The sequence below is a fragment of the Mesorhizobium sp. M1273 genome (assembly GCF_040318195.1).
Classification (GTDB): Bacteria; Pseudomonadota; Alphaproteobacteria; order Rhizobiales; family Rhizobiaceae; genus Mesorhizobium.
Genome location: NZ_JAMYLV010000047.1, coordinates 16,523 through 42,217, shown reverse-complemented (window position 1 = coordinate 42,217; position 25,695 = coordinate 16,523). Strand labels below are relative to the sequence as shown.

At 60.9% G+C, this 25,695-nt stretch carries 25 protein-coding genes and 1 pseudogene; 9 read left to right on the top strand and 17 right to left on the bottom strand.

The window, feature by feature from the left end; translation table 11 throughout:
- Window positions 1–498 precede the first annotated feature (498 nt).
- The 7 genes from NKH30_RS30320 to NKH30_RS30290 form a co-directional block, all read right to left on the bottom strand.
- Window positions 499–1,203: a GntR family transcriptional regulator gene (locus tag NKH30_RS30320; protein WP_352474573.1), complete on the bottom strand. Its 705-nt coding sequence runs from the start codon at window positions 1,201–1,203 to the stop codon at window positions 499–501.
- 102 nt (window positions 1,204–1,305) lie between these two features.
- Window positions 1,306–2,046, bottom strand: coding sequence for an aspartate/glutamate racemase family protein (locus tag NKH30_RS30315; RefSeq protein WP_352503768.1), 741 nt, complete (start codon window positions 2,044–2,046; stop codon window positions 1,306–1,308).
- An 8-nt stretch (window positions 2,047–2,054) separates the two neighbouring features.
- Window positions 2,055–2,777 (bottom strand): ABC transporter ATP-binding protein, encoded by a 723-nt coding sequence (locus tag NKH30_RS30310; protein WP_352503769.1) that lies wholly within the window; start codon window positions 2,775–2,777, stop codon window positions 2,055–2,057.
- A 2-nt stretch (window positions 2,778–2,779) separates the two neighbouring features.
- On the bottom strand, window positions 2,780–3,559 hold the full coding sequence (locus tag NKH30_RS30305) for an ABC transporter ATP-binding protein (RefSeq protein WP_352474568.1): 780 nt from the start codon (window positions 3,557–3,559) through the stop codon (window positions 2,780–2,782).
- A 4-nt stretch (window positions 3,560–3,563) separates the two neighbouring features.
- Window positions 3,564–4,538, bottom strand: coding sequence for a branched-chain amino acid ABC transporter permease (locus NKH30_RS30300; RefSeq protein WP_352923050.1), 975 nt, complete (start codon window positions 4,536–4,538; stop codon window positions 3,564–3,566).
- A gap of 5 nt (window positions 4,539–4,543) precedes the next feature.
- Window positions 4,544–5,410 carry a branched-chain amino acid ABC transporter permease gene (locus NKH30_RS30295; RefSeq protein WP_352452194.1) on the bottom strand — a complete coding sequence of 289 codons (867 nt, stop codon included), beginning with the start codon at window positions 5,408–5,410 and terminating at the stop codon, window positions 4,544–4,546.
- A gap of 78 nt (window positions 5,411–5,488) precedes the next feature.
- On the bottom strand, window positions 5,489–6,691 hold the full coding sequence (locus NKH30_RS30290; protein WP_352997797.1) for an ABC transporter substrate-binding protein: 1,203 nt from the start codon (window positions 6,689–6,691) through the stop codon (window positions 5,489–5,491).
- 653 nt (window positions 6,692–7,344) lie between these two features.
- Between NKH30_RS30290 and NKH30_RS30285 the strand changes: the two genes are divergently transcribed.
- From NKH30_RS30285 to NKH30_RS30250, 8 genes and pseudogenes are all read left to right on the top strand, one after another.
- Window positions 7,345–7,626 carry a VanZ family protein gene (locus NKH30_RS30285; RefSeq protein ID WP_352503771.1) on the top strand — a complete coding sequence of 94 codons (282 nt, stop codon included), beginning with the start codon at window positions 7,345–7,347 and terminating at the stop codon, window positions 7,624–7,626.
- Window positions 7,627–8,917: 1,291 nt separating this feature from the next.
- A pseudogene (locus tag NKH30_RS30280) lies at window positions 8,918–9,169 on the top strand (Tn3 family transposase); the annotation flags it as partial.
- 245 nt (window positions 9,170–9,414) lie between these two features.
- Entirely contained in the window at window positions 9,415–9,666 is a 252-nt protein-coding gene (locus NKH30_RS30275; protein ID WP_352773274.1) for a type II toxin-antitoxin system Phd/YefM family antitoxin, read from the top strand.
- Window positions 9,667–9,785: 119 nt separating this feature from the next.
- Window positions 9,786–10,052, top strand: coding sequence for a hypothetical protein (locus NKH30_RS30270; protein WP_352503773.1), 267 nt, complete (start codon window positions 9,786–9,788; stop codon window positions 10,050–10,052).
- Between the two features lie 684 nt (window positions 10,053–10,736).
- Window positions 10,737–12,056, top strand: coding sequence for a DUF2130 domain-containing protein (locus NKH30_RS30265; protein ID WP_352923053.1), 1,320 nt, complete (start codon window positions 10,737–10,739; stop codon window positions 12,054–12,056).
- Window positions 12,057–12,243: 187 nt separating this feature from the next.
- A complete protein-coding gene (locus NKH30_RS30260) occupies window positions 12,244–12,591 on the top strand; it encodes an ArsR/SmtB family transcription factor (protein ID WP_352473191.1) in 348 nt (115 codons plus the stop codon).
- 1 nt (window position 12,592) lies between these two features.
- On the top strand, window positions 12,593–13,099 hold the full coding sequence (locus tag NKH30_RS30255; protein ID WP_352997795.1) for an SRPBCC family protein: 507 nt from the start codon (window positions 12,593–12,595) through the stop codon (window positions 13,097–13,099).
- 6 nt (window positions 13,100–13,105) lie between these two features.
- Window positions 13,106–13,558: an MAPEG family protein gene (locus tag NKH30_RS30250; protein WP_352473188.1), complete on the top strand. Its 453-nt coding sequence runs from the start codon at window positions 13,106–13,108 to the stop codon at window positions 13,556–13,558.
- An 863-nt stretch (window positions 13,559–14,421) separates the two neighbouring features.
- On the opposite strand, the gene NKH30_RS30245 is transcribed toward NKH30_RS30250, so the two are convergent.
- The 7 genes from NKH30_RS30245 to NKH30_RS30215 form a co-directional block, all read right to left on the bottom strand.
- Window positions 14,422–15,300: an SMP-30/gluconolactonase/LRE family protein gene (locus tag NKH30_RS30245; protein WP_352980016.1), complete on the bottom strand. Its 879-nt coding sequence runs from the start codon at window positions 15,298–15,300 to the stop codon at window positions 14,422–14,424.
- Between the two features lie 35 nt (window positions 15,301–15,335).
- Window positions 15,336–16,298: a 3,5-dioxohexanoate:acetyl-CoA acetone transferase gene (gene kce / locus NKH30_RS30240; protein WP_352686489.1), complete on the bottom strand. Its 963-nt coding sequence runs from the start codon at window positions 16,296–16,298 to the stop codon at window positions 15,336–15,338.
- Complete coding sequence (locus tag NKH30_RS30235) at window positions 16,295–17,242, bottom strand: 3-hydroxyacyl-CoA dehydrogenase (protein ID WP_352923057.1); 948 nt, start codon at window positions 17,240–17,242, stop codon at window positions 16,295–16,297. Before NKH30_RS30235 ends, kce begins: the two co-directional genes overlap by 4 nt.
- 10 nt (window positions 17,243–17,252) lie before the next feature.
- A complete protein-coding gene (locus NKH30_RS30230; RefSeq protein ID WP_352923060.1) occupies window positions 17,253–18,059 on the bottom strand; it encodes an SDR family oxidoreductase in 807 nt (268 codons plus the stop codon).
- A 13-nt stretch (window positions 18,060–18,072) separates the two neighbouring features.
- The gene (locus NKH30_RS30225; protein ID WP_352997793.1) at window positions 18,073–20,145 is read right to left on the bottom strand and encodes an ABC transporter permease; all 2,073 of its coding nucleotides are present in this window, start codon (window positions 20,143–20,145) and stop codon (window positions 18,073–18,075) included.
- On the bottom strand, window positions 20,142–21,680 hold the full coding sequence (locus NKH30_RS30220; RefSeq protein ID WP_352923065.1) for a sugar ABC transporter ATP-binding protein: 1,539 nt from the start codon (window positions 21,678–21,680) through the stop codon (window positions 20,142–20,144). The genes NKH30_RS30225 and NKH30_RS30220 overlap by 4 nt, the downstream gene beginning before the upstream one ends.
- Window positions 21,681–21,751: 71 nt before the next feature.
- On the bottom strand, window positions 21,752–22,879 hold the full coding sequence (locus NKH30_RS30215; RefSeq protein ID WP_352542536.1) for a sugar ABC transporter substrate-binding protein: 1,128 nt from the start codon (window positions 22,877–22,879) through the stop codon (window positions 21,752–21,754).
- A 230-nt stretch (window positions 22,880–23,109) separates the two neighbouring features.
- Between NKH30_RS30215 and NKH30_RS30210 the strand changes: the two genes are divergently transcribed.
- The gene (locus tag NKH30_RS30210) at window positions 23,110–23,790 is read left to right on the top strand and encodes a GntR family transcriptional regulator (protein WP_352473177.1); all 681 of its coding nucleotides are present in this window, start codon (window positions 23,110–23,112) and stop codon (window positions 23,788–23,790) included.
- A gap of 41 nt (window positions 23,791–23,831) precedes the next feature.
- Here NKH30_RS30210 and NKH30_RS30205 read toward each other — a convergent pair whose 3' ends face one another.
- The 3 genes from NKH30_RS30205 to NKH30_RS30195 all read right to left on the bottom strand — a co-directional run bounded on the left by NKH30_RS30205 (window position 23,832) and on the right by NKH30_RS30195 (window position 25,643).
- Window positions 23,832–24,011 carry a hypothetical protein gene (locus tag NKH30_RS30205; protein ID WP_352503780.1) on the bottom strand — a complete coding sequence of 60 codons (180 nt, stop codon included), beginning with the start codon at window positions 24,009–24,011 and terminating at the stop codon, window positions 23,832–23,834.
- Between the two features lie 231 nt (window positions 24,012–24,242).
- Window positions 24,243–24,905 (bottom strand): nucleotidyltransferase domain-containing protein, encoded by a 663-nt coding sequence (locus tag NKH30_RS30200; RefSeq protein WP_352923067.1) that lies wholly within the window; start codon window positions 24,903–24,905, stop codon window positions 24,243–24,245.
- 594 nt (window positions 24,906–25,499) lie between these two features.
- Window positions 25,500–25,643 (bottom strand): tyrosine-type recombinase/integrase, encoded by a 144-nt coding sequence (locus NKH30_RS30195; protein ID WP_352923090.1) that lies wholly within the window; start codon window positions 25,641–25,643, stop codon window positions 25,500–25,502.
- Between the last annotated feature and the right edge of the window lie 52 nt (window positions 25,644–25,695).

The following is a 25,695-nucleotide window of genomic DNA, read 5'->3' as shown; positions in this document are numbered from 1 at the left end:
AAACGTCCGAGCCACTTAAGGCGAGGAGGTCGCGTCGACCTTAATCAAGACGCTTCGGTGCGAGTGGATCCACGGCTTCATCGCCGACTTCTTCAACACTATCGGTCGGATCGCGAAGTTCCCCGCCGCATTGGCGAACGTCCCGAGATGGCGCATGGTGCCGTTTCGGAACCGGGTGGACGGGGGGCAGGATCGCCAATCAACCTGGGATCATGTTGCAACCAAGTTCGAACGTCGCGTTACTGGCAAGTAGAAACGTCGCATTGGGACGTTTCAGAGGTAGGCGCCAGGTCAGAATTGCGGGTTGACGTGCATCCTGGCGTCGCCGTGAGCGCCCGATCGGGGGCGATCCAGTATGGCACTTCGGCTTTACCAGCTTTGAGAGCCACTTACGCGCGAGCTTCGTTGGCCGGTGTCGGTTGCGGGTGATCCGATATTCGTCCAGCATCGCGACGACATGTGCAATGCGAAGCTTGGCGAAGAGTTTGACAGCGCAGATCAGCGCAAGATGTCCGACAGGCTCTCGGGCTTCTTCTCGCCAAGCGACAGATCAAGGCCCGACAGAAGTTCGACGAGGTGGCTTTGCATCAGGTCGGACGCGTTTTGTGCGTCGTGCTTTTCGATGGCATCGACGAGGGCGTGATGGGCGTGGCTTTCGCAGGTGGTGTCGCGGCGGCGCCAGTAGAGCGCGATGATCAGCGACGACCGCGACAGCAGGTCTTTGACGAAACCGGTCAGGATAGAATGGCCGGCGATTTGGGCGATGCCGACATGGAATTTTGCCGACAGCATGATGGCGTCGCTGTCGCGGCCGGCATGCAGGGCCTCGTGCTCTTTTTCGAGATGAAGCCGCAGTTGCGCGATCTCGGCCGGCTTTGCCACTTCGGCGGCAAGCGCGGCGACCTTGGGCTCGATCAGCGCCCGCGCTTCGAACACCTCGCGCGCTTCCTGCTTGGTCGGCTGGGCGACGAACGCGCCGCGGTTCGGCTCGAGCCGAGCCAAGCGGTCATGCGACAGCGCCTGCAGCGCCGCGCGTATCACCGCGCGGCTCACCGAATAGATCGAGGCGAGTTCGTCCTCGGGTAGTTTTGTGCCCGGTGCGAGGCGGTGGCTGACGATGGCGTCGCGCAGGCCGGCATAGACCGGAAACCAGCGCATCGTCGGCTTGTCGCCATCCCGTGGCTTTGGCCCAAGCAGGTCCATCGTCTCATTGTCCCGGCGGCCGGATCGCTTAGCGGCGCGAACACCGCGTTTCCGGCCGGACATCGAACATCCTGTGTGGGAATGTCAACAATTTTGCACGCATCAGGATACACGGCCGGAGGGCGAAAAGGACGCAAAGATTCCGGCGAAGGATTTTTCGAGTGGAACCTGGTAGCCGCCGCGCTTTGAGGTCGACAGGCCAAGGCCGACGAGGCTCTCACAGAGTTTTACTGCGCAGGCGACGCCGTCGAGCACGGGAAGCCTATGTTCGCGGCTGAGCGCGGCGGCGAGGTCGGCCATGCCGGCGCATCCCAGCACAATCGCTTCGGCCCGGTCGTCGCGGATGGCGCGCTCGATCTCCTCCGAAATTCGTTGGCGGGCGTTGGAGCCGGGCACTTCGAGCTCCAGAACGGGAACGTCGCTGGCCCGCACCCTGGCGCAGCGGCTGGCGAGGCCGTAGCGCACCAGATTGTGCTCGATCGCCGGCACCGAACGCGACAGCGTCGTCACCACGCTGAACTTGCCGGCAATCAGGCTCGCCATGTGAAACGCCGCTTCGCCGATACCGACCACCGGCATCTCGCCGACGCAGCGTACTGCGTCGAGGCCGGTGTCGTCGAAGCAGGCGATGACGCAGGCGCTCGCCGCCGGATGTTTTTGGATCTCGCCGATCATTCCCGGGATGGCGAAGACCTCGTCGAAATAGCCTTCGACGCTCGGCGGCCCGTCCTTCGGATTGACGGCGATGATCCTGGTGCCGGCCGAAGCCGCGCGGCGCGCCGCCTCGCCGATCTTTTCGGTCATGGACGCGGTGGTGTTGGGATTGACGACGAGTACGTCCATTTGCGCTTTCATATTTCGCCGCCGAGATAGAGTTTCTTGACCCGGTCGTCGCCAAGCAGCTCAGCCGAATGTCCGGCCAGCGCGATCTTTCCGGTCGTCAGTGCGTAGGCACGCTGCGAGATGCGCAGCGCCATGCGCGAATTCTGCTCGACCAGCAGAACGCTGACCTTTTCGTCGCGGTTGATCGCGACGATCGAGCGGGCGATGTCCTGAACGAGCTTCGGCGCGACGCCGAGCGAGGGTTCATCGAGCAGCAGAAGCTTCGGTTTGGCCATCAGCGCCCGCCCGATCACCAGCATCTGCTGTTCGCCGCCGCTCATCGTACCCGCCGTCTGGGAATAGCGTTCCTTCAGGCGCGGGAAGCGCCCGAGCACCATGTCCAGCGTCCTTGCGATTTCGGCCTTGTCGGTTCGGGTGAAGGCGCCCATCATCAGATTGTCGCGCACCGTCATGTAGGAAAAGACGCGCCGACCCTCAGGTACCATGGCGATGCCCATCCTGACCAGCTCGTCCGGGCGCGTTCCGTCGATGCGGTGGCCCTGGAAATGAATCTCGCCGCTGCGGACCTTCTTCAGGCCGGTGATGGCGCGCAGGATCGAAGATTTGCCCGCGCCGTTCGCGCCGATCAGCGCTACCGTCTCGCCCTCGTTGACGCTCAGCGACACACCCTTCAGTGCATAGACATGGTCGTAGTAGAGTTCGACGTCCGAGACTTTCAGCAGTTCGCTCATGGCTAAAATCCGATCGTCTCATCTTCGGCGCCGAGATAGGCCTCGATGACCTTTTCGTTCTCCTGGATTTCCTTCGGCGTTCCCTCGGCGATTTTCACACCGAAGTTCAGGACGACGATGCGGTCGGAAATGTTCATGACGGCGGGCATATCGTGCTCGACCAGCAGGACCGTCACGCCGCGCTTTCGCACGCCGCGCACCATCTCCACCGCGCGCACGGTTTCGTCATGGTTCATGCCGGCGAAGGGCTCGTCGAGCAGAAGCACGGTCGGGTTCGTGGCGAGCCCGATGGCAATCCCGAGCGCGCGCAGATGGCCGTGCGGCAGCGTGCTGGCGATCTCATGCCGTTGCGCGCCGAGACCCAGGAAGTCGATGATCTCGTCGGCCGAGCGGCCGAATTCATCCTCGTCGCGCCGTGCGGTATTCGTGCCGAGATAGAAGCCGGCAAGGCTGGCATTGGAACGCAGGTGATGCGCGATTATGACATTGTCGCGCACCGTCATGCCCTTGAAGATCGTCGTCTCCTGGAACGTGCGCACCACGCCCTTGCGGGCGACGATATGCGGCGCCAGGCCTGAAATCCGCTCTCCCCGGAACAGCACTTCGCCCGAGGTCGGATTGAGGAAAGAGGAAATCAGCTTGAACAGCGTCGACTTGCCGGCGCCGTTGGGGCCGATGACGGAAAGGATCTCGCGTTCGCGGACCGCGAAGGAAACATTGTTGACCGCGACCAGCCCGCCGAAGCGTTTGGTCACTGCCTTGATCTGGAGAAGCTCAGTCATGGTCCTAGCCCTGCTTCTTGCCGAACAGCCTGAGGCTGAGCAGGCCGTTGGGAAGGAACAGCATCAGCGCGATCAGCACCGAAGAGAAGATCAGCAACTGGAACTCGCCGGTCTCGAACAGGAAATCCCAGCCGAAATAGAGCACGAAGGTGCCGATCATCGGCCCGAAGACGTGGCCGAGCCCGCCGAGGAAGCAGTTCAGCATGAAGTTCACCGAGTCGGTGACGGTGAAGCTCGACGGATAGATCGATTGCGAGATGGCGACGAACATCGCACCGCCGAGACCGCCGAGGAATGAGGAGATGGCATAGGCGATGACGCGCAAATAGGCGATGTTGACGCCGATCGAGGAGGCCAGTTCCTCGTTCTGCTGCAACGACTGGCAGAGTTTGCCGATGCGCGAATGGACAAGGCGGTAAAGCCCGGCAAAGCACAGCACCATCAGCGCAACCGAGACGAGATAGAAGGCGGGACGCGGATTGGCGAGCGTCGCGAAATCCGGAAGGATGCTCAGCCCGAAGATCGAGATGCCGCCGGGGAGCGGAATGCTGACCATGCCTTTGGCTCCGTTGGTGATCGGCAGTGCCAGCGCGAGCAGCCGCGCCACTTCGGTCAAAACCAGCGTGACCATGGCGAAATAGACGCCGCGAAGCCTGAGGATGGGCAGCCCGATCAGCACGCTTGCAGCGGCGCAGAACAGCCCAGCCAGCGGCAGTGTCAGCCAGAACGACACACCATGCTGGACGACAAGGATGGCCGAAACATAGCCGCCCATAAGCGCGAAGGCGCCCTGGCCGATATTGATGCGGCCGATGTAGAAAGTCACCCACACCCCGGCGCTGGCGATGCTGAGCAGCGCGACCGAAGTCAGCGTGTAGTAGAGGTCGAGCCGACCGGTCGCCTCGATCAGCCAGGGCACGCCGATGAGTACGACCAGCAGGAAGAGAGCGACGCCGAGGATGTTGCGTGTACGCTTCATGTCGATCACCCCCACGGCTTGCCCATGAGCCCGTTCGGGCGGATGCTCAGGAACACCATCAGCGCGGCGAAGATGACGAGATAAGTGACGTCGCCATATTGGCGTAGCACCGTCAGGCCGACCGATTCCATCATGCCGAGGATGAAGCCGCCGGCGATCGCTCCGCTGACCACGCCGGCCCCGCCGATCATCACCATCAAGAACGCCTTGATCGAGATCGGGCCGCCGATGCCCGAATTGACGCCGGTGATGGCGACCAGCAGCCCGCCGACTATGCCGGCAAGCATGGCGCCGAGCGCAAAGCCGATCATCGAATAGCGGTCGACCTCGACGCCCATAAGCTGCGCCGCGACCCGGTCCTGCGCCAGCGCCCGCATGGCGCGTCCCGGTTTGCTGTACTGCATGAAAAGCACGAAGGAGGCGATGAACAGTATGGCGAGTGCGCCGACCAGCAGCCGGTCGTAAGGCATTATGAGGCTGTCGGAGACGAAGACGCCGTTGACGATCTTCGGCACGCCGCGCTGCTTTTCACCGAACAGGAGGAGGATCACGGCGTCGAGGAAGAATGCGACCGCCGCCGCGAGAAGCATCGTACTTTCCTCCCGCACGCTTCGCTTGATCACCGTTCTGAAAAGGAATTTCTCGACCAGCGCTCCAATAACCAGCAGCGTGATCCCGGACGCAACGAGCGCGACGACGAAAGGCATGCCGAGCTGGCCATAGACGGTGTAGGTGATGAAGCCGCCGAGAACGTACATCTGCCCATGGGCAAAGTTAAGCACGTTCATCAGCGCGAAGATCAGGGTCAGACCGAGCGCGATCAAGGCGTATTGCGCGCCAAGATAGAGCCCGTTGGCGATGACTTGTTCCATCAGGATGGTTCCCCGGCCATTCAGAGGCTCAAGACGAATGCACGAGCCTCTGCGGCAATCCGCTTCAGTGCAGTTGCGTCAATCGACTTGAGCGACGAAGAGCGTCTCGAACTTGCCGTCGCGGTATTCCGTGACCACCATCGGGACCGAAAGCTGGCGCTTCTGGCCAAACGACGTCATTCCGACATAGGTCAGCTTGGCATCGCCCTTCAGATAGGGATTGGGCGCCGAGAAAGTGTCGATCGTCTTCTTGAACTCCTCGACATTGTCGATCGCGGCCGGGTTCGCCTTCAGCGTCTCGATGATGTATTCGAGCGCGTAGACCTTGGTGTTGGATTCGTCATTGTATTCACCGAACATTTTCGTATAGCGGTCGACGAACTCCTTCGTCATGTCGGACGCGATTTCGGGCGTCGATGCGCCGCCGACTGAGATGAAGCCGTTGGCCAACTCACCCGCGCCCTCTTCCAGCACCTTGGCATCCTGCGCCGTTTCGGTGGAGATCAGACCTTCGTAGCCGAGCTCGCGCGCGGCGCGGATCAGCAGCGGCGCATTGCCGGGCGCGACACCCGAAAGCACCAGCAGGTCCGGTTTTTGCAGAACGATCGGCGTCAGTACCGGTGTGAAATCGCGGGTATCGTTTTGGTAGACGTCCGTGGCAGCCACAACCTCAAGTCCGAGCGCCTTTGCCGCGGCAACACCGCCATCCCGCTGGCTCAGCGGATCGGATTCGTTGGCGGCGACAAAGGCAACTTTTCTCACGCCCCTGTTTTCCATGAGATATTTGTAGATCGCCGGAGCTGACTGGTAGTTGGCGATCATGCCGAGCACAGCGTTGGACGCCGGTGGGGTGTAGAGTTCCTTCGGGAATGCGTAGGGAAAATAGATGATGCCCTTGGATTCTGCCACGGGACGCACCGCCGCCGCGCCATCGTCAACATTCGGACCGACGACATAGTGGATGCCCTCCTGGGCCATCTTCTCCATGCCGGCGATCGCCCGCTTGGGGTCCTTCTGATCGTCGAAGGTGACGATTTTGATGTCATAGGTCTCGTCACCAATCTTCACACCGCCGGTTTCGTTGATCCAGGCGGCGCGCGTCTGCATCGAGCGGACGTTGGATGTGCCCCACGCAGCGGCCGCGCCACTCGTCACGCCGACAAAGCCGATCTTGAGTTCCTTGTTGGCGGCGTGCACCGTGATTGTGCCGCCGGCCATGATTGCCAGCGCAGAGACGGTGCCGAGCGCGGCGAATGTGATTATTGAACGTCTATTGATCATTGTTCTTTCCCCTTTGGAGGCCGCGCATTGTTGCGACAGAACTCGACCGATACGCGGAGTTTTGTGAGTGAGGGCTCAAATCTATTATCTGTCAACAAAACTTTTACAGATTGTTGACAATCTTGTGCGGTCGTAGATGAAGGACGCGGTCCGCAGCATCGCGGCCCTTCCAGAATCACGCTCCGTTCGCTCTGGCTAATATAAGCTTTGTGCCTAGTATTGACTGGGTGCGTAAAATTGTAGTACCGGCGCCGGCCGTCCCGAGTTCATTCCGCCGATGATGCCCACCCGGTCGCCAACGAGAGCAGCTCTCGGGCTCCCGCGACGAACTTCGCAAATGGTGCAGACGGCGCGTGCCGAAAATGCTGGAGCAAGACCGGCTCAGCTCTCGGGTAGTTGGCGCCCGCCCTGATCCTGCCGCATTGAACGCGGAAGGCCAGCTAATGGCTTTTGCCTAGCCCTCCCGCGGCAGTGGACTCTGTTCCGATGTGCCGCTACGTGCGGACGGCTATGTTCGAAGTACCGGCCTGTAACGTCGGAAAAGGAGTGACCCCATTTTTTTGCGTGCAAGATCTTTTCCCATCGCAGCAAGGACTGCTTTTCTGGTCACACTGGCCGGTGTCCTCGTGCTCGCACTCTCACCGGAGTGGCTTTTGCAGAATTTTGGCTTCGGCTTCACCTCTCATGATGACAAGCTCAATCACGCCGCAGCTTTCGTCGTGTTGACGGCTATCGGCAGTCTCGGTTGGCCAGAGCACAGGGCAAGACTGACCATTTTTCTTGCTCTTACCGGCGCCGCGATCGAGATCCTCCAGGGCATGCAAATGATAGGCCGCGACATGGATATGTTCGACTGGTTTGCCGATTGTGTGGGCGTCGCTTGCGGGCTCGCAATTGCAAGCTGGACAAAGAAATTAGTCAGCGGATTCTCCTAGGTCACGACCCGTCAAGCTGGGGCTAATCGGCCGCGTGAAGCATATGCGCGGCGAAGAGGATCTACGTCACGCTTCGCTGCAGGACTTCAGAGAGCATTGAGTAAGGCCGCAGCGATCACTGAGACTATCATCCGCAAGCCGATCTGCGCATAGCAGCCGAGGGGAGTTATGGCCTTCTCTTTTTCATCAGAGCGCGGACTTTAACAATCATCGCTGCATTAGACCTCAATTGAGAGGCATGTATTTTGCGCATGTATCTGTCGGCGATCACCTTGTAACGAAGGGACAATCGCACCACGCGGTCGTACGTTGCGTCTTCTCCCGCGCACAATTGCTGCGCTTTTCTTGCTAAGGTACTCGGGGCGCCAGGCTGGACCGCTAGTTTTGCGGCCCACCCCAAATTACATCTGATTAGCGCGCTCTGTTCGGCCTTGATCATTGGATCGACTGCGGACCTAGCCTGAGAACTAAGAACCACAGATGCGACCAGAACCGCGATAAAAAGCCGCTTCACAGTTGCCCTCAAACGCTGCATAGGCAGCCCAGTGATTAAACATTGACTCCAAGTTTATAGCGCGCCGCCCGTTATGCGCAGCCGCCCACTCCGTTATTTTCGCCCCTGTTTCTGCCGGAAATATGTGATGACTTTGGAGACCATCGCCATCACAACCAGAACTCCGAATAGAATAAGAATCGGAAAATCGGTAGATTGCCGACAAGGTTCGTCATCTGGCGCGCAGTACGACAGGGCGGCCGCGGAATTCATCGTGGTTAGCAGCGCGGAAGTGGAAAGACCGAGTAACTTCATACGCAGGTTTTTGGGAATATCGGCCTGCACCGGTCGGGCCGAGCCCGCGGTGCCGCATTTACTCGCAGCTATGGCGTACCTGATCAGCCACCATGCCCGCGGGACCCAACATAGCCTCGTTGAGCCCGGTGTAGCCATCTGTTTTGTCAACCTCGTTTATAGTGGTGACGGCCGCGGGCTAATGGAGCCGATCGCTGACAATGCCACGGATTCGGGGCGCGCTCTCAACCGGCGCGTGGAAGTGAAAGCCGTGAAATAGTGCGAACGCGAGCAGATTCGGCCATGCGCTGCAGGTATTATAGCCCCGGCTGCCTTAGCCATGGATGATGAGCTTCCGGAGGAATATCCGCTTGTTCGGCAATAGCAGAAGTTCTGTCTATGGTTAATCGGTCCTTAGGCTCATCTACATCGTTCCAGCGCACGTCACGGCGGTCAGCCGCTCCGATACGATCGATGGCTGGCGCGACCGGCGCGGCGACGGCGGCGCTCCGCGCCTCCGGCCTCAACCTCATCGTTAGCGCGATCGTGCATTGGAATACGGTCTATATCGAACGGGCCGTCACCCACTTGCGCAAAATGCACCGCGAGATCCCGGATCATCCGCTCAAGCACGTCTCGCCGCTGAGCTGGGAACACATCAATCTGACCGGCATCTATACCTGGGATACAGAACATCAGATGCGTGAAAGCTTCCGGTCGCTCAGACTTCCGGCTCGGTTACGCCACGCCGCATGACGTTCATGCTCCGTTCAACCTCGTGTCGCTGGGAACTGTTCTTGCTCCGACCCCAGGCTGGGAGGCATGGAAGGATTGGGACGGCCACACGTTCCAGACCAACCGCGCCGCACTCAGCAATGAACGGACAATGCCGCTCTTTCGAGCGGGTCGATGCTGATAGGAAAGGTGGCGCGTGGGCGCCACCATTCTTGCTTTTCTTACGTGAATTACCTATTGTAGGTACTTTAAAAGGAAGTACGGCGATGAAGCAATTCACATTCTCCGACATGAATCGCGTGTCAGGCGAAATCCTCGAAACGGCATTGATCGAGCCGGTGGCCCTGACCAAGCGCGGCAAGGAAAAGCTCGTCATCCTGTCCGCTGCTCAGTACCACCAGCTCGTCGGCCAGCCGCATTCGGTCGCCTATACGATCGAGGACGCACCGGATGAAGTCCACAATGAACTCATGACAGGACTGGATGCCATAATTTCCGGCGACACGCCCGATGCTTAAAGCTGGCGATCTGCTCCGATATTATTACCTATGGGCGCGGGAAGCAGACGCCGGCGAGGAATCCGGACGCAAGGCGAGGCCGGTTTGCATCGTTGTCCGGACGCTAGCAACGCCCAGCCTTGTTTCTCTTTCCGCTGACTTCGCAAAAACCCCACCGGTCGCGCCCGCATCTCGCCATCAGCGAAATCGAATGCCGCCGCGGCGGCCTCGACTATCCGTCATGGCTGATCCTGGACGAATTTAACCGGGTGCCGGTCGATGAAGCCTATGATCTGGTGACGACGACGCCGATCGGCGCGTTCAGCCCCGCATTTGTCCGCAAAATTGCTGGCGTGATCAAAGAGACGGCGGCGCAGCGTCGATTGCGCGGCATCGTTCGCAAATAGCCGTACTGATTTCTTGGCGGGCCTCCGGTCCTTACCCGCATCGAAGGGGCCAGCACCGGAGCGCGGGGCGCCCTACGCCCTCTCCTCGCGCCCCACCCTCCCCTTCTGACGGTGTTTTCTCAAGAGGTGGACATTGCTGTCGTTGGCCGCCTGCAATTCCTCGAAATGCTCCCGAGCAGCCCGTCGACCCAACAAACGGGCGATCGACAGGACGGCTCGTTCAACCATATCTCGTGCCGACATGTCAGCCCTGTAATCTTGTCGTTCCCAGGTTTGGCCTCGTCCACCATGGCATGCCCGCTCTTCTGTATAGATCGAGGGCATTGAGCGGCGTGATGATCGGCAAGACAAGTTCAGTTGCCGCGCGGTCGTAGTGTGGCGTGCAAATACTTGAGCACTGCGATTTGGAATTCCCAAGCCAGGCAATTTACGAAAAGCTCGGTCCTCTTGCAATATCGCACGCGATATCCAATATGCCTGCATGAGACTGCTTCTCGATACGGCGACCATGGTGGCTCCCGGGCCCTCGCCTTCTCAGTCAGCACGCGCAGATACATCGCCGATCACATGGACTTCATGGAGCCGCAGAAAATTGGTTCACTTTTTGTTCTTTTCCGAAAACGCGTGGCGAGATATATAGTCTGGCGTGTCCTTTAACTGATTCCTCAGGGAGGCAGCGCGCAGATGACCGTCCAGCCCATCAATACCATGCTGCAGGGGGACAGGATTCTCAATGAACCGACAATCAGCTGCCCAAGCTGCAAGACGGAAATCAAGCTCAATGAGTCGCTCGCGGCCCCTTTGATTGCCGCCACGCGTGAAGAATACGAAATGCGCCTGGCGCAGAGCAAGGCATCGATGGCTGCCAGAGAAGAGGAGCTCAAGCGCCAGCAGGCCGAGATCGTCGCCGCCAAAGAGGACATCGCCAACCAGGTGGCTGGGCAAATTAAGCTTGAGCGTGCCGGAATCGCGGTCGAGGAAGCCCGCAAGGCAAAATTGCTGCTTTCGGTAGACCTGGAGGACAAGGATACGAAGCTTGCCGAGCTGGAGGCGACGTTGAAGGCGCGCGACGAAAAGCTCACCGAGGCCCAGCAGCAACAGGCGGAATTCCTGAAAAAGCAGCGTGCGCTTGACGACGAAAGCCGGGAGATGGCGCTGACCATCGAAAGGAAGATCCAGGAGGGGCTGGACGCCGTTCGCGTCAAGGCGAGGTCGGAAGCGGAAGACGGGCTCAAAATGAAGGTCGCGGAAAAGGAAGAACAGATCGCAGGCATGCAGCGTCAGATTGAGGAGCTGAAGCGCCGTGCGGAACAGGGTTCCCAGCAGCTGCAGGGTGAAGTTCTGGAGCTTCAGCTGGAAGCCCTCATTGCCGGCCGGTTCCCGATGGACGTCATTGAACCGGTTGCCAAGGGTGAGTTCGGCGGAGATGTCCTGCACCGCGTCGTCGGACCGGCCGGCCAGCCATGCGGCGCCATTTTGTGGGAATCGAAACGCACCAAGAACTGGAGCCAGGGTTGGTTGGGGAAGCTCAGGGCTGATCAGCGGGCCGCAAAGGCGGACATTGCGCTTATGATCTCGGAAGCTCTGCCTGCCGGTGTGGAAACCTTCGATCTTCTGGACGGGGTCTATGTCGCCCATCCCAAATGCGCGATGCCGATCGCAATCATGCTGCGACAATCACTCATCGAGCTGGCGAACTCCCGCCTCGCCCAGGACGGCCAAGCCACCAAAATGGAGCAGGTCTATGGCTATCTGACCGGTCCGCGGTTCCGCCATCGCGTCGAGGCCATCGTCGAAAAGTTCTCTGATATGCAGGAGGACCTGGCCAAGGAACGCAAGGCCACAACACGCCTGTGGGCCAAGCGGGAGGCTCAAATACAAGGCGTAATCGAGTCGACCGCGGGGATGTACGGCGACTTGCAAGGCATCGCTGGAAAGGTGATGCAAGAAATTGACGGCTTGGAGGTCCTGGCCATTGAAACATTTCCGCCCGGTGCCGAATAGGCAATCGGTATGCAGCTCAACAGGAAAACGATTGGCAATCTGGAGCGGCTTCCCCAGACATACCCTTCGGACTCCTCGGATAGGGTAAGCAAAAGAAGCCCGCCCACCCGAGGCAATCGTCGTGCCTAGCCGACGGCCTCTTATCTAAGGTCTTGACTCGTTAATCGCCATATGGCTATATAGTCATATGGCAATATATGGACCCACCGGCGACCGTCTGAGCAAGGCATTCTCGGCCCTCTCCGATCCCACGCGACGCGCGATCCTGGCCCGCCTTGCGACGGGCGAAGCCACGGTGTCGGAACTGCTGGCACCATTCGAACTCAGTCAACCCACGATCTCCAAGCATCTCAAGGTGCTGGAGGATGCGGGTTTCATCGAACGCGGACGTGATGCGCAGCGGCGACCGCGCAAGCTGGTGACAACGGCTCTCAAGGATATTGCCGACTGGGTAGAGCCGTTTCGCAGCCAATGGGAAGACAGGCTCGACAATCTGGATCGCCACCTCGAAAAAATGGGCAAAAAGGAGAAGTAGCATGCTGGCAGGGATCGCGAACACCGACCTGATACTCGACCGGGACAAGCACACGATCATTCTGACGCGCGTGCTTGCTGCGCCCTGTGAACAGGTCTTCGAGGCATGGACGCAGCCGGAGCATGTGGCATGCTGGTGGGATCCATCAGGCGAACCGCTCGCACAATGCGAGATCGACCTGCGTCCGGGAGGGGCCTTCAGGTTCGTCAACCGGCATCCCCCTGGCGCCAACCAGTTCGCTGGCGTCTATCGCGAGATCGCACCGCCGCGTCATCTCGTCTTCGAAGCAATGGAGGCGATCGGGCGTGTCATTCTCGACGAGACTGGCGGCAAGACGTTTCTGACGGTGAGGATCGAGTGCGGCTCGGCGGAACGGTTGGAGCAATATCTGAAAATGGGCATCGACACCGGAACGGCCAAGACATTGGACAACCTTGCCGCACATATTGGCGCGATGGCACAACGGACATCCAGCTCTCCGTCAACTGCTCCGAGCAGCGGCGAGTAACATTAGATGCAACAATCAATCTGGACAGCGGCAGATGCGGCTCTGGTGGCGTATGCCATCACCTGCGTCGTTCTATGCCTTAATCTTCTGATGCTCTGGGCTTCCAGCGGGGCGATCCGCGCGAAGGGTGGCGTGGCAATCAATCCGGAGGATGGGGCTCGCTATGGTGTACCCGTGTCAGAAATTGACCCGCCAACTGTCGCGCGGCTCCTGCGCGCACACCGCAATGCCGAGGCCACGATCTATCCATTTCTGCTGCTGGGCCTGCTCTTTGTTTTCACGGGAGGAAAGGCAGCAATTGCAATTCCCATTTTCGCAATTTTTGTAGTCGCCAGGATCGTACATTCGATAGTCTATCTGAAGGCCATGCAGCCTTGGCGCACGATCGCTTTTGCAGTCTCCCTGCTCGCAATCGTTGTCCTGATGGGCGCCGTAGTCCACGATTTGCTCTTTGCCTGAGGTAGAACCGTATGTCAGTACCGAAAGCTCCAATCCTGTCGTTCACGGACGTCGTCGCCATCGAGGCCTGCGTGTCGACTAGCGAAAGACTGACGAGGACGTCTGTTTGGGGTCGAACTTGCCTATTGGGAGAGCGGACATTCGCGGACCGCCACACTGCTATAGTCAATGCTATGGATCGACTCCAGCACCTGGTGCACGCGCGGCGGCCGTGATGATTTTGTCGGGATCGTCGGTCCAGACGAAGGGCTATGACTGCAGCTTGTGGTCGATGACGAAGCGGTTGATAGCGGAAACCAACCTGCCCTCAACACAGGACTGGTGATAGCCGGCGCACCGCCTGTCGTGCTGCCGCCATCGGTGCTCTTCGTTTTCTGAAGCGCTTTTTCGTGGGCTCAATCGTAAGAGCATCGTCAGGGCGACCTGCGGTTTTCCACTATTATGATCGGCTCGTGCCCGAATTTTCTATCAACGTCGCCGCGACTCGAGTATTAGGTTCCGCTTATGGAGCGTCGACACGCCATCCGAAGGATCAGGGACGGACTTTGGGAAGTCTATGACATAGACAATGAAAAGGTTGTCTTGGTGGACAGCGTAGCTCTGACCAATTTGCGGGATGAAGAGGCACTCGATGCGTTGGAGTTGCTAATGGGTGGATTTCTTGTTGCGAGCAGGTTTCCAACGCTCGGTTGATGGTTTCTCCAGGGACATGTTCGCGCGCACGTCAGGCGAAAGCGCCTCAAGCCTCTCATTGTGGGTTCCATCAGAACCGCAGGGCACGAGTTTCCAGCGCCGGTTGCCCTGCGGCGGGAGGTTGGGGTGGCACCAAGCAGGCAGGAAGGACATCGCCATTACGCACCGATTTACGCGGCAAATCTTGGCTCGGGAACTCCCGTCACGCCGAGGCCGGTGATGGCAAAAAGGCTGCCTCGTAAAACTCCGTCGCCCGGAAAGCGCGGCAGCGGCGGCTTGGCCATCGAAGTGACGTACAAGGTGTCGAGCCTGGGCCCGCCGAACATGACGCTGGTGATCTTCTTGACGGGCATGTCGATGATGCGATCAATGCTGCCGTCGGGCGCGTAACGCACCAGCCTGCCGTCATAGACCAGCGCGTTCCAAAGGAATCCTTCCGCATCGACGGTCGAGCCGTCAGCCGCCCCGCCCCGGCTGGTATCGACACGCGTGAAGGTGCGCCGGTTGGTGGCGGCACCGGTTGCGATGTCGTAGTCGTAGGCCCAGATCTCGCCGGTCCAGGTGTCGGCGAAATAAAAGGTGCGGTCGTCCGGGCTCCAGCACGGACCGTTCGAGCAGATGATGCCGGAATCTATTCTGGTAACCGAGAAATCCGGATCGAGCCGGTAGAGTCCGCCGGAGGGTCCCTCTTCCATCGTGTCCATTGAGCCGGCGAAGAAGCGGCCGCGCCGGTCGACCTTGCCGTCATTGAGCCGGTTCATCGGCCTGTCCGGCTCCGGATCGTGAATCGGCGTCACCTCGCCGGTGGCGAAATCAAGCAGATGGAAACCGCGCTGCAGCGATACCACCGCGCCACCTCCGTCCTTGCGCAATGCCATCGAACCGATCTTCATCGGCACGTCCCAGCAACGGATCTCGCTCCCGTCGGCGGTTGCCCGAAACACACGCCCGTCGAAACTGTCGATCCAGTAGAGGCGCTCCTGTTCAACGTCCCACAGCGGTCCCTCGCCCAGCGTGGTCTTCACGTCCACCACGACTTCGATCTTCATGCCGTCCTCCTCTGTTCGAACCTTGCAGAAACCGGTCAGAACGCGACCTGGTCGCCGCCCTTCAATGACAGGATTTCGCGGGCCTCGTCGGGCGTTGCCACTTCCATGCCGAGGCCTTCGACGATCTTGCGGGCGAGCACCACCTGCTCGGCATTCGACTTGGCAAGCCTGCCCCTACCGGCCCAAAGACTGTCTTCGAGCCCAACGCGAATGTTGCCGCCAAGCGCTGCCGATTGTGCCGCGATGCGCAACTGGCTGGCGCCCGCACCCAGCACCGACCAGCGGAACTGGTCGCCGAACAGGCGATCGGCGGTGCGCTTCATATGGGCGACGTCTTCCGGGTGCGTGCCGATGCCGCCGAGCAGGCCGAACACCGACTGCACGAAGAACGGCGGCTTCACCAGCCCGCGATCGGCGAAATGGGAGAGGTTATAGAGATGGGCGATGTCGTAGCACTCGAACTCGAAGCGCGTCCCATTGTCGTAGCAGGTTGCCAGTATGTATTCGATGTCCTTGAACGAGTTGCGGAAGACCAGATCACGCGTCGCTTCCAGATGCGGCTTTTCCCAATCGAACTTGAACGTCTCGTATTTGTCGGCGAGGTGATAGAGCCCGAAATTGATCGAGCCCATGTTGAGCGAGGCGACCTCCGGCTTGAATTGGGCGGCGGGGCGCACACGCTCCTCCACCTTCATGTAAGGACTGCCGCCGGTGGTGATGTTGATGGCGGCATTGGTGCCTTGCTTGACGCGCGGCAGGAAACGCGCGAACGCCTCTGGCGTCTGGTCGGGCTTGCCGGTCTCGGGGTCGCGGGCATGCAGATGCAGGATCGCCGCACCCGCCTCCGCCGCCGCGATCGCCTCGCGCGCGATCTGGTCCGGCGTGATCGGTAGATAAGGCGACATAGTCGGCGTGTGGATCGCCCCCGTCACCGCGCAGGTGATGATGACCTTGCCGCTGGGTTGCTGGGCGCCGGGCTTGCGGCTTGTTTGCGTCATTGTCCAAACTCCTGATCCGACTTTTTCTTGTGCGCCGCCAGCGCCATCAGCCGGCGGTCGCGCCAGACCTGCCGTTCGCCGAGTTCTTCCCGCGGCAGGCGCTTGCGACGCTCGGCCTCGACCGTTTCCATGACCTCGCCGGCCCAGTCGACGCGGCGCAGCATCTGAGGGAAGATGTTGGAATAGATCGCCTGATAGCGCTCGACATAGTCGCGCACACCACCGGGTGCATTGAGGTCGACCGTCTCGAACGGACCCATGAACGACCAGCGCAGCGCCAGCCCGTCGCGCAGGCCAGTGTCGACGTCCTCGACGCTGGCATAGCCGTCGGCGACGAGCCGAAACGCCTCCTCCAACAGCGCGCCTTGCAAGCGGTTCATGATGAAGCCGTCGAGCTCGCGCTTCATCACCAGTGGCGCATGGCCCGCCTCGACAAGAAACGCGCGGGTCCTTTCCACCGTTTCGGCGGAGGTCCATGGCGCCGGCACCACCTCCGCTGCCGGGATGAGATAGGGCGGATTGATCGGGTGCACGACGAGGCAGCGATGGCGCCCCTCAAGATGATCGGTGAATCTCGACGGCAACAGCGCCGAGGTGGAACTGGCGATCACCGCCTGCGGACCGGAAAGTGCGTCGATGCGGGAGAACACGTCACGCTTCACCTCGAGGTTTTCCGGCGTGTTCTCCTGGACATGGACGGCATCGGCCAAGGCCTCGCCAAGCTCCTCCACAATGATGATGCGGCCAAGCACGGTATCGACCGCCTGTCCCCGCAGCAGATCGTTGGCGGCAAGGTCGCCGAGCACCCCAGCGATATAGTCGCGCGCACCGCTGGCCGCGGCCGGCGCCTGATCCCACATGCGCACATCATGGCCGGCACGAGCGAAGCTGATCGCCCACGCTCGCCCGATGAAGCCGCTTCCGACAATTGCTACCTTCGCCATGATCTCCCCCTCAGAGTGTCTCGACGTTGCCGTCGACGCCGAGCGACTGGCCGGAAATGTTGATGCCCGCATCGGAAAGCAGGAAGGCCACCATCGCCGCGACATCGTATGGACTGGTCATGCGGCGCAGCGAGATGTTCTGCAGATAGCGTTGTGTCATCTCCTCGTTTGAAACGCCGAGCTGCTTTGCCCGGTCGGCAATGACCTTGTCGATGCGCGGCCCTTCGATGATGCCGGGCAAGATGGCATTGACCCTGATCCCATGCGGTCCGAGTTCCTTGGCAAGGCTCTGGGTCAGGCCGACAACGCCGAACTTGGCAGCCGAGTACGGCGTGCGGAACGCGTAGCCATGGCGGCCGGCGGCCGAAGACATCGAAACGATCGAGCCGCCGCCCGCCGCCTTGATCAGCGGCACGGCACGGCGCGCGCACAGGAACTGGCCGGTCAGGCAGATATCTATGCAGCGCCGCCAGTCTGCCGGATCGATCTCATCGACCCCGCCGGTCGGCCCGGCAATGCCGGCATTGTTGATCAGGGCGTCGAGCCCGCCGAGCTTCTCCTTTATGGTCTCGAACAGCCGGTCGACATCGTCGTCGCGTGAAACGTCCGCTTTGACTGCGCCGGCGAGTGTGAGCCTCTCTGGAGCGGCGGCCAGCGCCTCGTCGGAAATGTCGCAGATCACGACACGCGCGCCGAGCCCCGACAGCGTCTCGGCAATAGCAAAGCCGATGCCGCCGGCACCCGCCGTGACCAGCACGCGTTGGCCTTTGAGCCCTGTCAGGAATTCGTCCGCCGATGCCGGTGCGCTGGAGCTCATTATTCCATTCCTTTCATTGAATTCGCCTTTCGCGCAGCGCCATGACCGCAGCGAGCACCACCAGCCCGAACAGGATCGCCCGCGTTGCATAAGGCAGCGTCGTGCCGGCGAGCAGCATCTGCAACGCCGTCAAAAGCAGCACGCCCCCCAGCATGCCGAGATAGTGGCCGCGCCCGCCGGTGATCAGCGCACCGCCGACGACGACTACGGCGATCGAGGGCAGCAGATAGTCGTCACCCATGCCGAGGCTGGCCTGGCCGGAAAAGCCGGTCAGCATGATGCCGACGAGCCCCGCGCAGACCGCCGACAGCACATAGACGAGGATGAGCGTGCGCCCGACCGCGATGCCGGAGAGCTGGGCCGCGCGCAGGCTGTTGCCGATGCCATAAACCCGGCGGCCGAAAGGGGTGCGGCCAAGCAGCAGCACGGCAAAGACGACGAAGGCGATCATGAACAGCACCACCGGCGTCACAACGAATACCTTCCCGGTCATGAACCAGCGCAGCATCGGCGAGGAGAAGCCGGCCGGCGTACCCTGCGAGTAAAGCAGCGCGACGCCTTGCAGAATGCCGTTGGTGGCCAGCGTCATCACGATCGGCGAAATGCCGAGGAAGACGATGCCAATGCCGTTGGCAAGACCGATCAGGCAAGCTGTGAGCAGCACCGCCGGCAGCGCATAGGCAAGCGCACCATCCGAGCCGTTGACCATGCCGGCAAGCAGGATGCCCGAGAGACCGATCGTCCACGGTACAGACAGGTCGAGCCCGCCGGTGAGGATTACGCTGCCTTGCCCAAGCGCCAGGACGGCGAGGAAGCTCGACAGCACGAAAAGCGAGTTCCAGTAGGTGACGTTGACGATGGCGCGTCCGAGCCAGATCTGGGTGACGATCACGACGACGGCCAGGCAGACATAGGCCGGCAGCGCATAACGCAGCGTCTCGGCATTGCGTATATGGAAGGCCGGCTGCGGCGCCTGCTGATCGTCGGTGCTGCCACGCGCGATCCTCAGCCGCCGGTCGGTGCGATCGATCTGCGAGGGCAGCATTCCGGCGCGCCATGCGGCCAACCGCGCCCGCAGCGCACGCAGTTGGCGGGCGAGCACGGAGCCATACGACAGCGAGCCGGCAAGCACGGCAAGGATCAGGATCGTGCCCTCGGCGATCGTCGAATAATAGGCCGAGACGTTGAGTACGAGCAGGATGTTGACGACCATCATCAGGATGTAGGCGCCGAAGACGGTGCCAACCGGCCCGCCTTGACCGCCGCCCAGCCTTGTACCGCCGACGACGACCGCCGCGAACATCGACAGCAACAACGGGTTACCGACGAGCGGATCGCCGCTGCCCGTCTGTGCGCTGATGAAGACGCCGGCGAGCCCGTAGCAGCCGCCGGCTATGACATAGACCAGGAAGCGCACGAGAACGACGCGCACGCCGACCGAAGCGGCCGCGTCCGGATCACTGCCGACGGCATAAAGCGCGGTCCCGAAGCGTGTGCCTTTGAGCCAGAACCAGGCGAGCAGGACGACGCCGATGACCACCAGCGGCATCGGTATCCAGCCGGCGATAGCATCACCGAGATAGAAGGCGCCAAGATCGGGCGAGACGAAGCCGCCCGGCTTGTCCATGACCAGCAGCGTTACCCCCTGCAGGATGAACATGGTCGACAGCGTGACGACGATAGGCTGCATGCGCAGGACGGCAATGAAGAAGCCGTTAAAGGCGCCGACCAGCATGCCGACACCAATTCCGGCCAAGGTCCACAGCGCGACACTGGAGCCGGTCGCCATCGGATCCATACCTTTTGCCAGGACGACATTGACCAGCGAGATCACCGCGCCGGCGGACAGGTCGAAACCGCCGGACAGGATGACCACCGTCTGGCCGACCGCCGCCAGTGCCGAGGTGGCGCCGCCGCTGGAGAGAAACGAAATGTCGAAATAGGTGAGCCGCCCGGCACTGACCAGATCGACGATAAGCAGGAGCACCGCAAAGACGATCGCCGCGATGATCGCGCCGCTGTGCCGCGCGAGAAGCCGCGTCAATGTCGCGGCCGGTGCCGCGGCGGGCAAACTCGTCACGCTCATTCCGCCGCCTCCCGGACCAACTCGCCTTGCCCCAGCGCCGGTCGCATGATCGCGCCTTCCGTGATGTGGTTGCCGGCAAGCTCCGCCACCAAGTGACCGTCATAGAGGACGAGCACTCGGTCGCATTGATGGACCAGCTCGGGAATTTCGGTTGAATGCAGAAGGATCGAGCCGCCGGCCGCCACAAAGTCGCGCATCATCACATAGAGCTCGTGCTTGGTGCCGACGTCGATGCCGCGGGTTGGGTCGAAGAGCAGCAGGATGCGGCTCTCGGCGACCAGCCATTTGGCGATGGCGATCTTCTGCTGGTTACCGCCCGAAAACGCCCCCGCCCTCGTCCACATGGCGCGGTGGTCGACCTCGACCGCCGAGAAGGCGGACTGGACGGCCTGCGCCTCCTCGTGCCTGCTGATCAGGCCAAATCGGGTAAAACGCGCGACGACCGGCAGCGATACGTTTTGCCGGCCCGAGAGCTTCAGGAACAGGCCTTCGGTCTTGCGGTCCTCCGGCACCAGCCCGATCGCCATATTGGGCTTGAGCGCATCGGCGGGCGAGCCGAGCCACACTTCGCGCCCGTCGACCAGGATATGGCCGCGCTCGATCTCGGCCATGCCGAAGCAGGCGAGGAACAGGTCGAGTTGGCCCATGCCCTGAAGCCCGGCAATGCCGAGAATCTCGCCCTTGCGGAGGTCGAAACCGACGCCGTCGAGCTTCATGCCGGCCTTGAGATCGCGTACGCCGAGCACCGGCGGACCGAAGACCGCCTCGCTTTCGGGTTTCGGCGGAAAGGTCTGGGCGATGCTGCGACCGATGATCTTTTCGATCACTTCTCCATCCGGGACGTCGGCCACCGGCGCCGTCACGATGTGACGGCCGTTTCTGAGAATGGTCAGCGTGTCGCAGAAGGCCCGCACCTCTCGCATGCGGTGGGTGATGAACACGACCGTCGTGCCGGCGGCCTTAAGTCGCGCGATGATGCCGCCCAGCCATTCGACATCGCCGCCCGACAGCGTCGAGGTCGGTTCGTCGAGCAGGAGGATGCGCGGCTTGCGATAGAGCGCGCGCGCGATTTCGATCTTCTGGCGGACGGCGAGATCGAGGGTTGCGACCTCGGCATCAAGATCGACCGAAAAGCCGAGATCTGAAATGTGCTGGCGCACCGCCCTGCGCGCGCTCGCCCGCCTGATCAGGCCGCTCGAGCCGACAGGCGCGTAGGGCAGCAGCATGTTGTCGAGAACGCTGAGATCGCGCACCAGCGTCATTTCCTGGAAGGCTGTCTGCACGCCTTTGGCGTGCGCGGCGCGCGGCGAACCGAGTGGCGCCGGTTCACCAAGAACGGTGATTTGCCCTTCGTCGGGCCGCACCAGTCCCGACAGCAGCTTGACGAGCGTCGACTTGCCGGCACCGTTTTCGCCGAGCAGCGCGTGCACGCTGCCCGAAACGATCTCAAAGGAGACGCCATCGAGGGCGACCGTCGCACCAAACGCCTTGCGGACGCCCTCTATGCCGACAGCTGTCGATTGCGCTGACATCATGATCCCAGTCCCGGCCTGCACGGGGTGCGTGGGAGGGCCTCCAAAGCACCCCACGCCCCATTCGGAGAGCCTTACTCCTCGGGCTGGCCGACAAGGGCGGCCGCGAGACCGATTTCAGGTGTCTGGTCGGAGAAGATCGAGGCGAACCAGCCGGGGTTGGAGACCAGCGACGGTTTGAAGGCGTTACAGCCAGCCTTCATCTCTGCCCAGGTGCCTTCGTTACAAAGCTTTATCGTGTCGTTGGTGACGACCGGCAGTGGCAGGATCGTCTTCTTGGCAACCTCCTTGCCGTCAAGTGCCTCGACTGCAAGCTTAAGGGCAAGCGCGCCGGAATAGGGCGGCGATGCATAGGAGATACGCGGCGCGCCGAGCGGCGCATAGGGAGAGGCTGCGCCCTCGACCTCCGTGCCCTCCGGCAGCATCTGGATGCGCCCGCCATTGGAGCCCTCGCCGGCGCAAGGCAGCAGTTCGCTGCTCTTCTTGCCGGCCTCGAGCTGCATGGAATTGGCGGTGAAGCAGCCGACCTGCATCCACAGCCCATTTATGTCGTCCCAGCTGCGCGTCGCCAATATCTTGGAAAGTTCGGTGCGGGCCACCGCCTGGCTCCACATACCGACAGCCTCGCCCACGATCTTGATGTCGGGATGCTTGGCAAACACCTCCTTTGCGGCCTTGGTGCGCAGATCGTCGACCGAGGTGCCGGGAACGCCGGTCACTGCGATGATGTTGCCCTTGCCATTGAGCTTCTTGACCAGCCACTCCGCCGTCACGCGGCCAGCCTCTTCCTGATCGATATGGACGTTGTAGGCGCAGGGCTCTGTGATCTCGGCATCGTAGGCAAACACCTTTACCCCCTTGTCGCAGGCGTTCTTCACCACCTGGTTGAGCGCTGTCGGCGAGATCGGGAAGATCACGATGGCTTCGGCACCTGCCTGCACCATCGCGTTGATCTGCTGGATCTGGCGCTGTGCGTTCGGCCCGGCCACCTGAACCTGGAGGTCGACCTTGTCGGCCATGCTCTTGTGCGACGCCATCGCCTTGACCATGTTGGCGGCCTCGGCCTGCCAATCATTGCCGATGAAGCTCATGCTGAGAAATATTTTGTGCTTTCCGGCCGCCTCGGCCGCCGACATCCCAAAGGCGCAAACAGCCATGCCGGCAAGCAGCGCGAGCCGCCGGGCTTTCGATCCGATACCCATTCGAAACTCCTCCCAATTCAGACGACCAAATGCCTCCCAAGGGCACGAAACGTGCTCCTTGTCATTCGACGCAGCTGACCGTATCATGATTTGATCAAAGATCAATGATGAAATGCTAATGGGTAAAAGCCGGATACGCCGGCGCTTGACGCGGCAATCCGAACCTTGCATTCCGGGCACAGGCGCCGGGTAGGACAAGAGCGTCGCCGTTTGGGGAAAGGTAGGCACAGATGGCTGGGGCGGCATTCAGGAAGCCGGGCGTCGAGATTACGCCGCTGTCCAGGGAAACCCTGCAGGACAGGGTCTACCGGCACGTCACCGAGTTGATCCTCGACGGCAGTATCGTTCCAGGTGAAATGGTGACGGTGCAGAGCCTCGCAGACGCTTTCGGCGTCAGCCCGATGCCGGTTCGCGAGGCACTGCGGCGTCTGAGCGCCGCCAACGCATTGATGGTGGTTTCTGGCCGTTCGATCGGTATCCCGGCATTAAGCCGCGCGCGACTCATCGATCTCAGGAACGTCAGGTTTGAGATCGAGGCGATCGCCGCCGCATGGGCGGCCGAGCGAATGGACGATCCCAGCGTGGCGCTGCTGCGCCAGCATCTGGACGCACTCGAACAGGCCAATGCCGCCGGCGACGTCAAATCCTACCTCAGGGCCAACTACGCCTTTCATTTCTCCATCTATCGAGCCGCGGGTTCGGAAAACATGCTCAACATCATCGAGAACCTGTGGCTGCAGATCAGTCCCTATTTCAACATGCTGCACGATTCTGGAAACTATTCGACCGCCAACCAGCACCATCAGCAGATGTTTGCAGCGCTGCGAGACCGCAACGCGGAAGCTGTCCGGGCCGCGGTTCGCGCTGACATCGACGCGGCTTTCACAGTGCTGATCAAACTGCTGAAGTAACATTCAGGTCGCCATAAGCGACATGCCGCCTCCATTGCTGATCAGACTTCCAGTTCTTTTTCCGCCCACTCCGCGAACTTTTCCAACTTGTCGAGCAAGCTCTCGGCTTCGGGTAGTGATTTTGCCCTGATTCCGTATTGAGCTTCGTCCTTCTCATGGAGAATGCTCCGCAACCGGCTGGCCTGCGCTGCAGGAAGGCGATTTCCAAGCGCATCGCGCATGGTTTTCACCACGGCCGCATGATCCGCGCGGTTGATCGTTCCTGCAAATCGGGCAGTGAGCGCACGGCGTATGCTATTGCCGCATTCACGATCTGCGACATAGCCGGATTGCCGATGTTACCCGTTTCAGACATTGCACCTCCAAACGGGCAGCCTTCAAATATGAGCGGGCGATGCGCAATCGCTCCTCGCCAAAGCCTGTCTCGACTACTTTCGTCGCACCTCTTCTGGTCATGCCAACGCCTTCTGGCGAGTTTTTGTTGCGAGTTCGTCCGGGCGTGGACCCAAGACGAGCAGGGCATTTGCTTCGACGCCGCCCCACCAAGGGTCTCCCGTGCTCGACAGCCTCGTTACATCCTGCGGAGTGAGTCCCACCACCGAGGGATTGAAGCCAAGCTCTTCACCGTGGGTCACCAGTGCCTCACGGATCTCTTGGAGCGCGCTTTCTAGCTTTTCGGATGGCGTAACCGCTGCGATGTCGAGATCGCTGTCTGGACGGTCCTCGCCCCTCGCCACGCTGCCGTAAATCCAGGCCGCGAGTACGTTCGGCCGAACTGCGGAGACCGCCTCAGTGACTAAAGCGCGAATGTTGGAATACCTAAGCGCCTCCTGCTCAAAGAGGGCTTCCAGTGATGTCGCCAGTGGATGGCGATCATTCAACCGATAAAGACGAGCCCTGCCCGTTCCCTCTGAAGATACGATGCCAATCCCCTCCAAGGTTGCGAGAGCAGACCACACGCTTGCCCTCGCAAGCCCGCTACGAGCCGCAAGCAATGGTGAAGAAAGCAAGCCGCCGTGCCGGGATAATTCCCGGAGCAATCTCACGCTTGCGTCGGTGCCGAGCATAATGGTGAGTGGATAGCGCAAAGCGCTTTGAGCGGTCGAGCGTGCCATGGCGCAAGTTCCTTCTGCTCTGGAGCCATAGCACGTCGACTGCCGGATATCACATCTGATGTTTTGTTTTCTAAACAGATGTCCTGTTATCTGAGCCTTGGCGGCTGCTGCGCCGCAATCACGAATGTATCCGAAAGATGTTGATCGCCACGTTCATCCAGTCCATCGTAGGAGCAAGAGCAAGATGCCGCTCTATCTTATCCATTTCATTATCTTTTTTCTGCTTCAGTCCGTCCAATGCCCGGTCGGAAAGACTGAGTATTTCGTCAGACGGAGCTTACTCAGACATAACCTATTTTACGATTGCGCCGCCGCGACCGAAAGCCATTTGGCCACATCACATCTCTCAATGCACACACAGTGCACACGAAAGCCAACGCAGGGCCAAATCATGAATCGTTAACCGGCAAGGACGGCTTGGCGGTAGGTCGGGTTCATGAGGTCTTTGAGGCGCTTACGCTTGAGCGAGTTTGAAGGCTCGCGACGGAGCATGTTGAGCACCCCGCGGCGGATCATGGCGAGGTTGCGCGCCGAATGGTCTTTACGGACGCGGCTCTCGTCTTTGCCGCGCGACAATCAAGGCAACACGCGCTCTCAACTTGATTGTCGCGCGGCACTGCGTCCCTTGCCCTGTTCGACGCAGATAAGCATGCGTGTCGAGTCGATGTCGTCGATCTTGAGTTGCGCGACTTCGGACACGCGCAGGCCCGCGCCATAGGCGACGCCAAGTGCCGCCATGTACTTGATGCCTTGATGCTGGATGCGGCTTCGAGCAGCCGCGCCGCTTCCT

Coding starts and splice junctions, on each gene's coding strand:
- NKH30_RS30320 (WP_352474573.1), bottom strand. CDS start 1,203: ATGGACCTGCTTGGGCCAAAGCCACGGGATGGCGACAAGCCGACGATG.
- NKH30_RS30315 (WP_352503768.1), bottom strand. CDS start 2,046: ATGGACGTACTCGTCGTCAATCCCAACACCACCGCGTCCATGACCGAA.
- NKH30_RS30310 (WP_352503769.1), bottom strand. CDS start 2,777: ATGAGCGAACTGCTGAAAGTCTCGGACGTCGAACTCTACTACGACCAT.
- NKH30_RS30305 (WP_352474568.1), bottom strand. CDS start 3,559: ATGACTGAGCTTCTCCAGATCAAGGCAGTGACCAAACGCTTCGGCGGG.
- NKH30_RS30300 (WP_352923050.1), bottom strand. CDS start 4,538: ATGAAGCGTACACGCAACATCCTCGGCGTCGCTCTCTTCCTGCTGGTC.
- NKH30_RS30295 (WP_352452194.1), bottom strand. CDS start 5,410: ATGGAACAAGTCATCGCCAACGGGCTCTATCTTGGCGCGCAATACGCC.
- NKH30_RS30290 (WP_352997797.1), bottom strand. CDS start 6,691: ATGATCAATAGACGTTCAATAATCACATTCGCCGCGCTCGGCACCGTC.
- NKH30_RS30275 (WP_352773274.1), top strand. CDS start 9,415: ATGAAGCAATTCACATTCTCCGACATGAATCGCGTGTCAGGCGAAATC.
- NKH30_RS30265 (WP_352923053.1), top strand. CDS start 10,737: ATGACCGTCCAGCCCATCAATACCATGCTGCAGGGGGACAGGATTCTC.
- NKH30_RS30260 (WP_352473191.1), top strand. CDS start 12,244: ATGGCAATATATGGACCCACCGGCGACCGTCTGAGCAAGGCATTCTCG.
- NKH30_RS30255 (WP_352997795.1), top strand. CDS start 12,593: ATGCTGGCAGGGATCGCGAACACCGACCTGATACTCGACCGGGACAAG.
- NKH30_RS30250 (WP_352473188.1), top strand. CDS start 13,106: ATGCAACAATCAATCTGGACAGCGGCAGATGCGGCTCTGGTGGCGTAT.
- NKH30_RS30245 (WP_352980016.1), bottom strand. CDS start 15,300: ATGAAGATCGAAGTCGTGGTGGACGTGAAGACCACGCTGGGCGAGGGA.
- kce (WP_352686489.1), bottom strand. CDS start 16,298: ATGACGCAAACAAGCCGCAAGCCCGGCGCCCAGCAACCCAGCGGCAAG.
- NKH30_RS30235 (WP_352923057.1), bottom strand. CDS start 17,242: ATGGCGAAGGTAGCAATTGTCGGAAGCGGCTTCATCGGGCGAGCGTGG.
- NKH30_RS30230 (WP_352923060.1), bottom strand. CDS start 18,059: ATGAGCTCCAGCGCACCGGCATCGGCGGACGAATTCCTGACAGGGCTC.
- NKH30_RS30225 (WP_352997793.1), bottom strand. CDS start 20,145: ATGAGCGTGACGAGTTTGCCCGCCGCGGCACCGGCCGCGACATTGACG.
- NKH30_RS30220 (WP_352923065.1), bottom strand. CDS start 21,680: ATGATGTCAGCGCAATCGACAGCTGTCGGCATAGAGGGCGTCCGCAAG.
- NKH30_RS30215 (WP_352542536.1), bottom strand. CDS start 22,879: ATGGGTATCGGATCGAAAGCCCGGCGGCTCGCGCTGCTTGCCGGCATG.
- NKH30_RS30210 (WP_352473177.1), top strand. CDS start 23,110: ATGGCTGGGGCGGCATTCAGGAAGCCGGGCGTCGAGATTACGCCGCTG.
- NKH30_RS30205 (WP_352503780.1), bottom strand. CDS start 24,011: ATGCGCGATGCGCTTGGAAATCGCCTTCCTGCAGCGCAGGCCAGCCGG.
- NKH30_RS30200 (WP_352923067.1), bottom strand. CDS start 24,905: ATGGCACGCTCGACCGCTCAAAGCGCTTTGCGCTATCCACTCACCATT.
- NKH30_RS30195 (WP_352923090.1), bottom strand. CDS start 25,643: ATGGCGGCACTTGGCGTCGCCTATGGCGCGGGCCTGCGCGTGTCCGAA.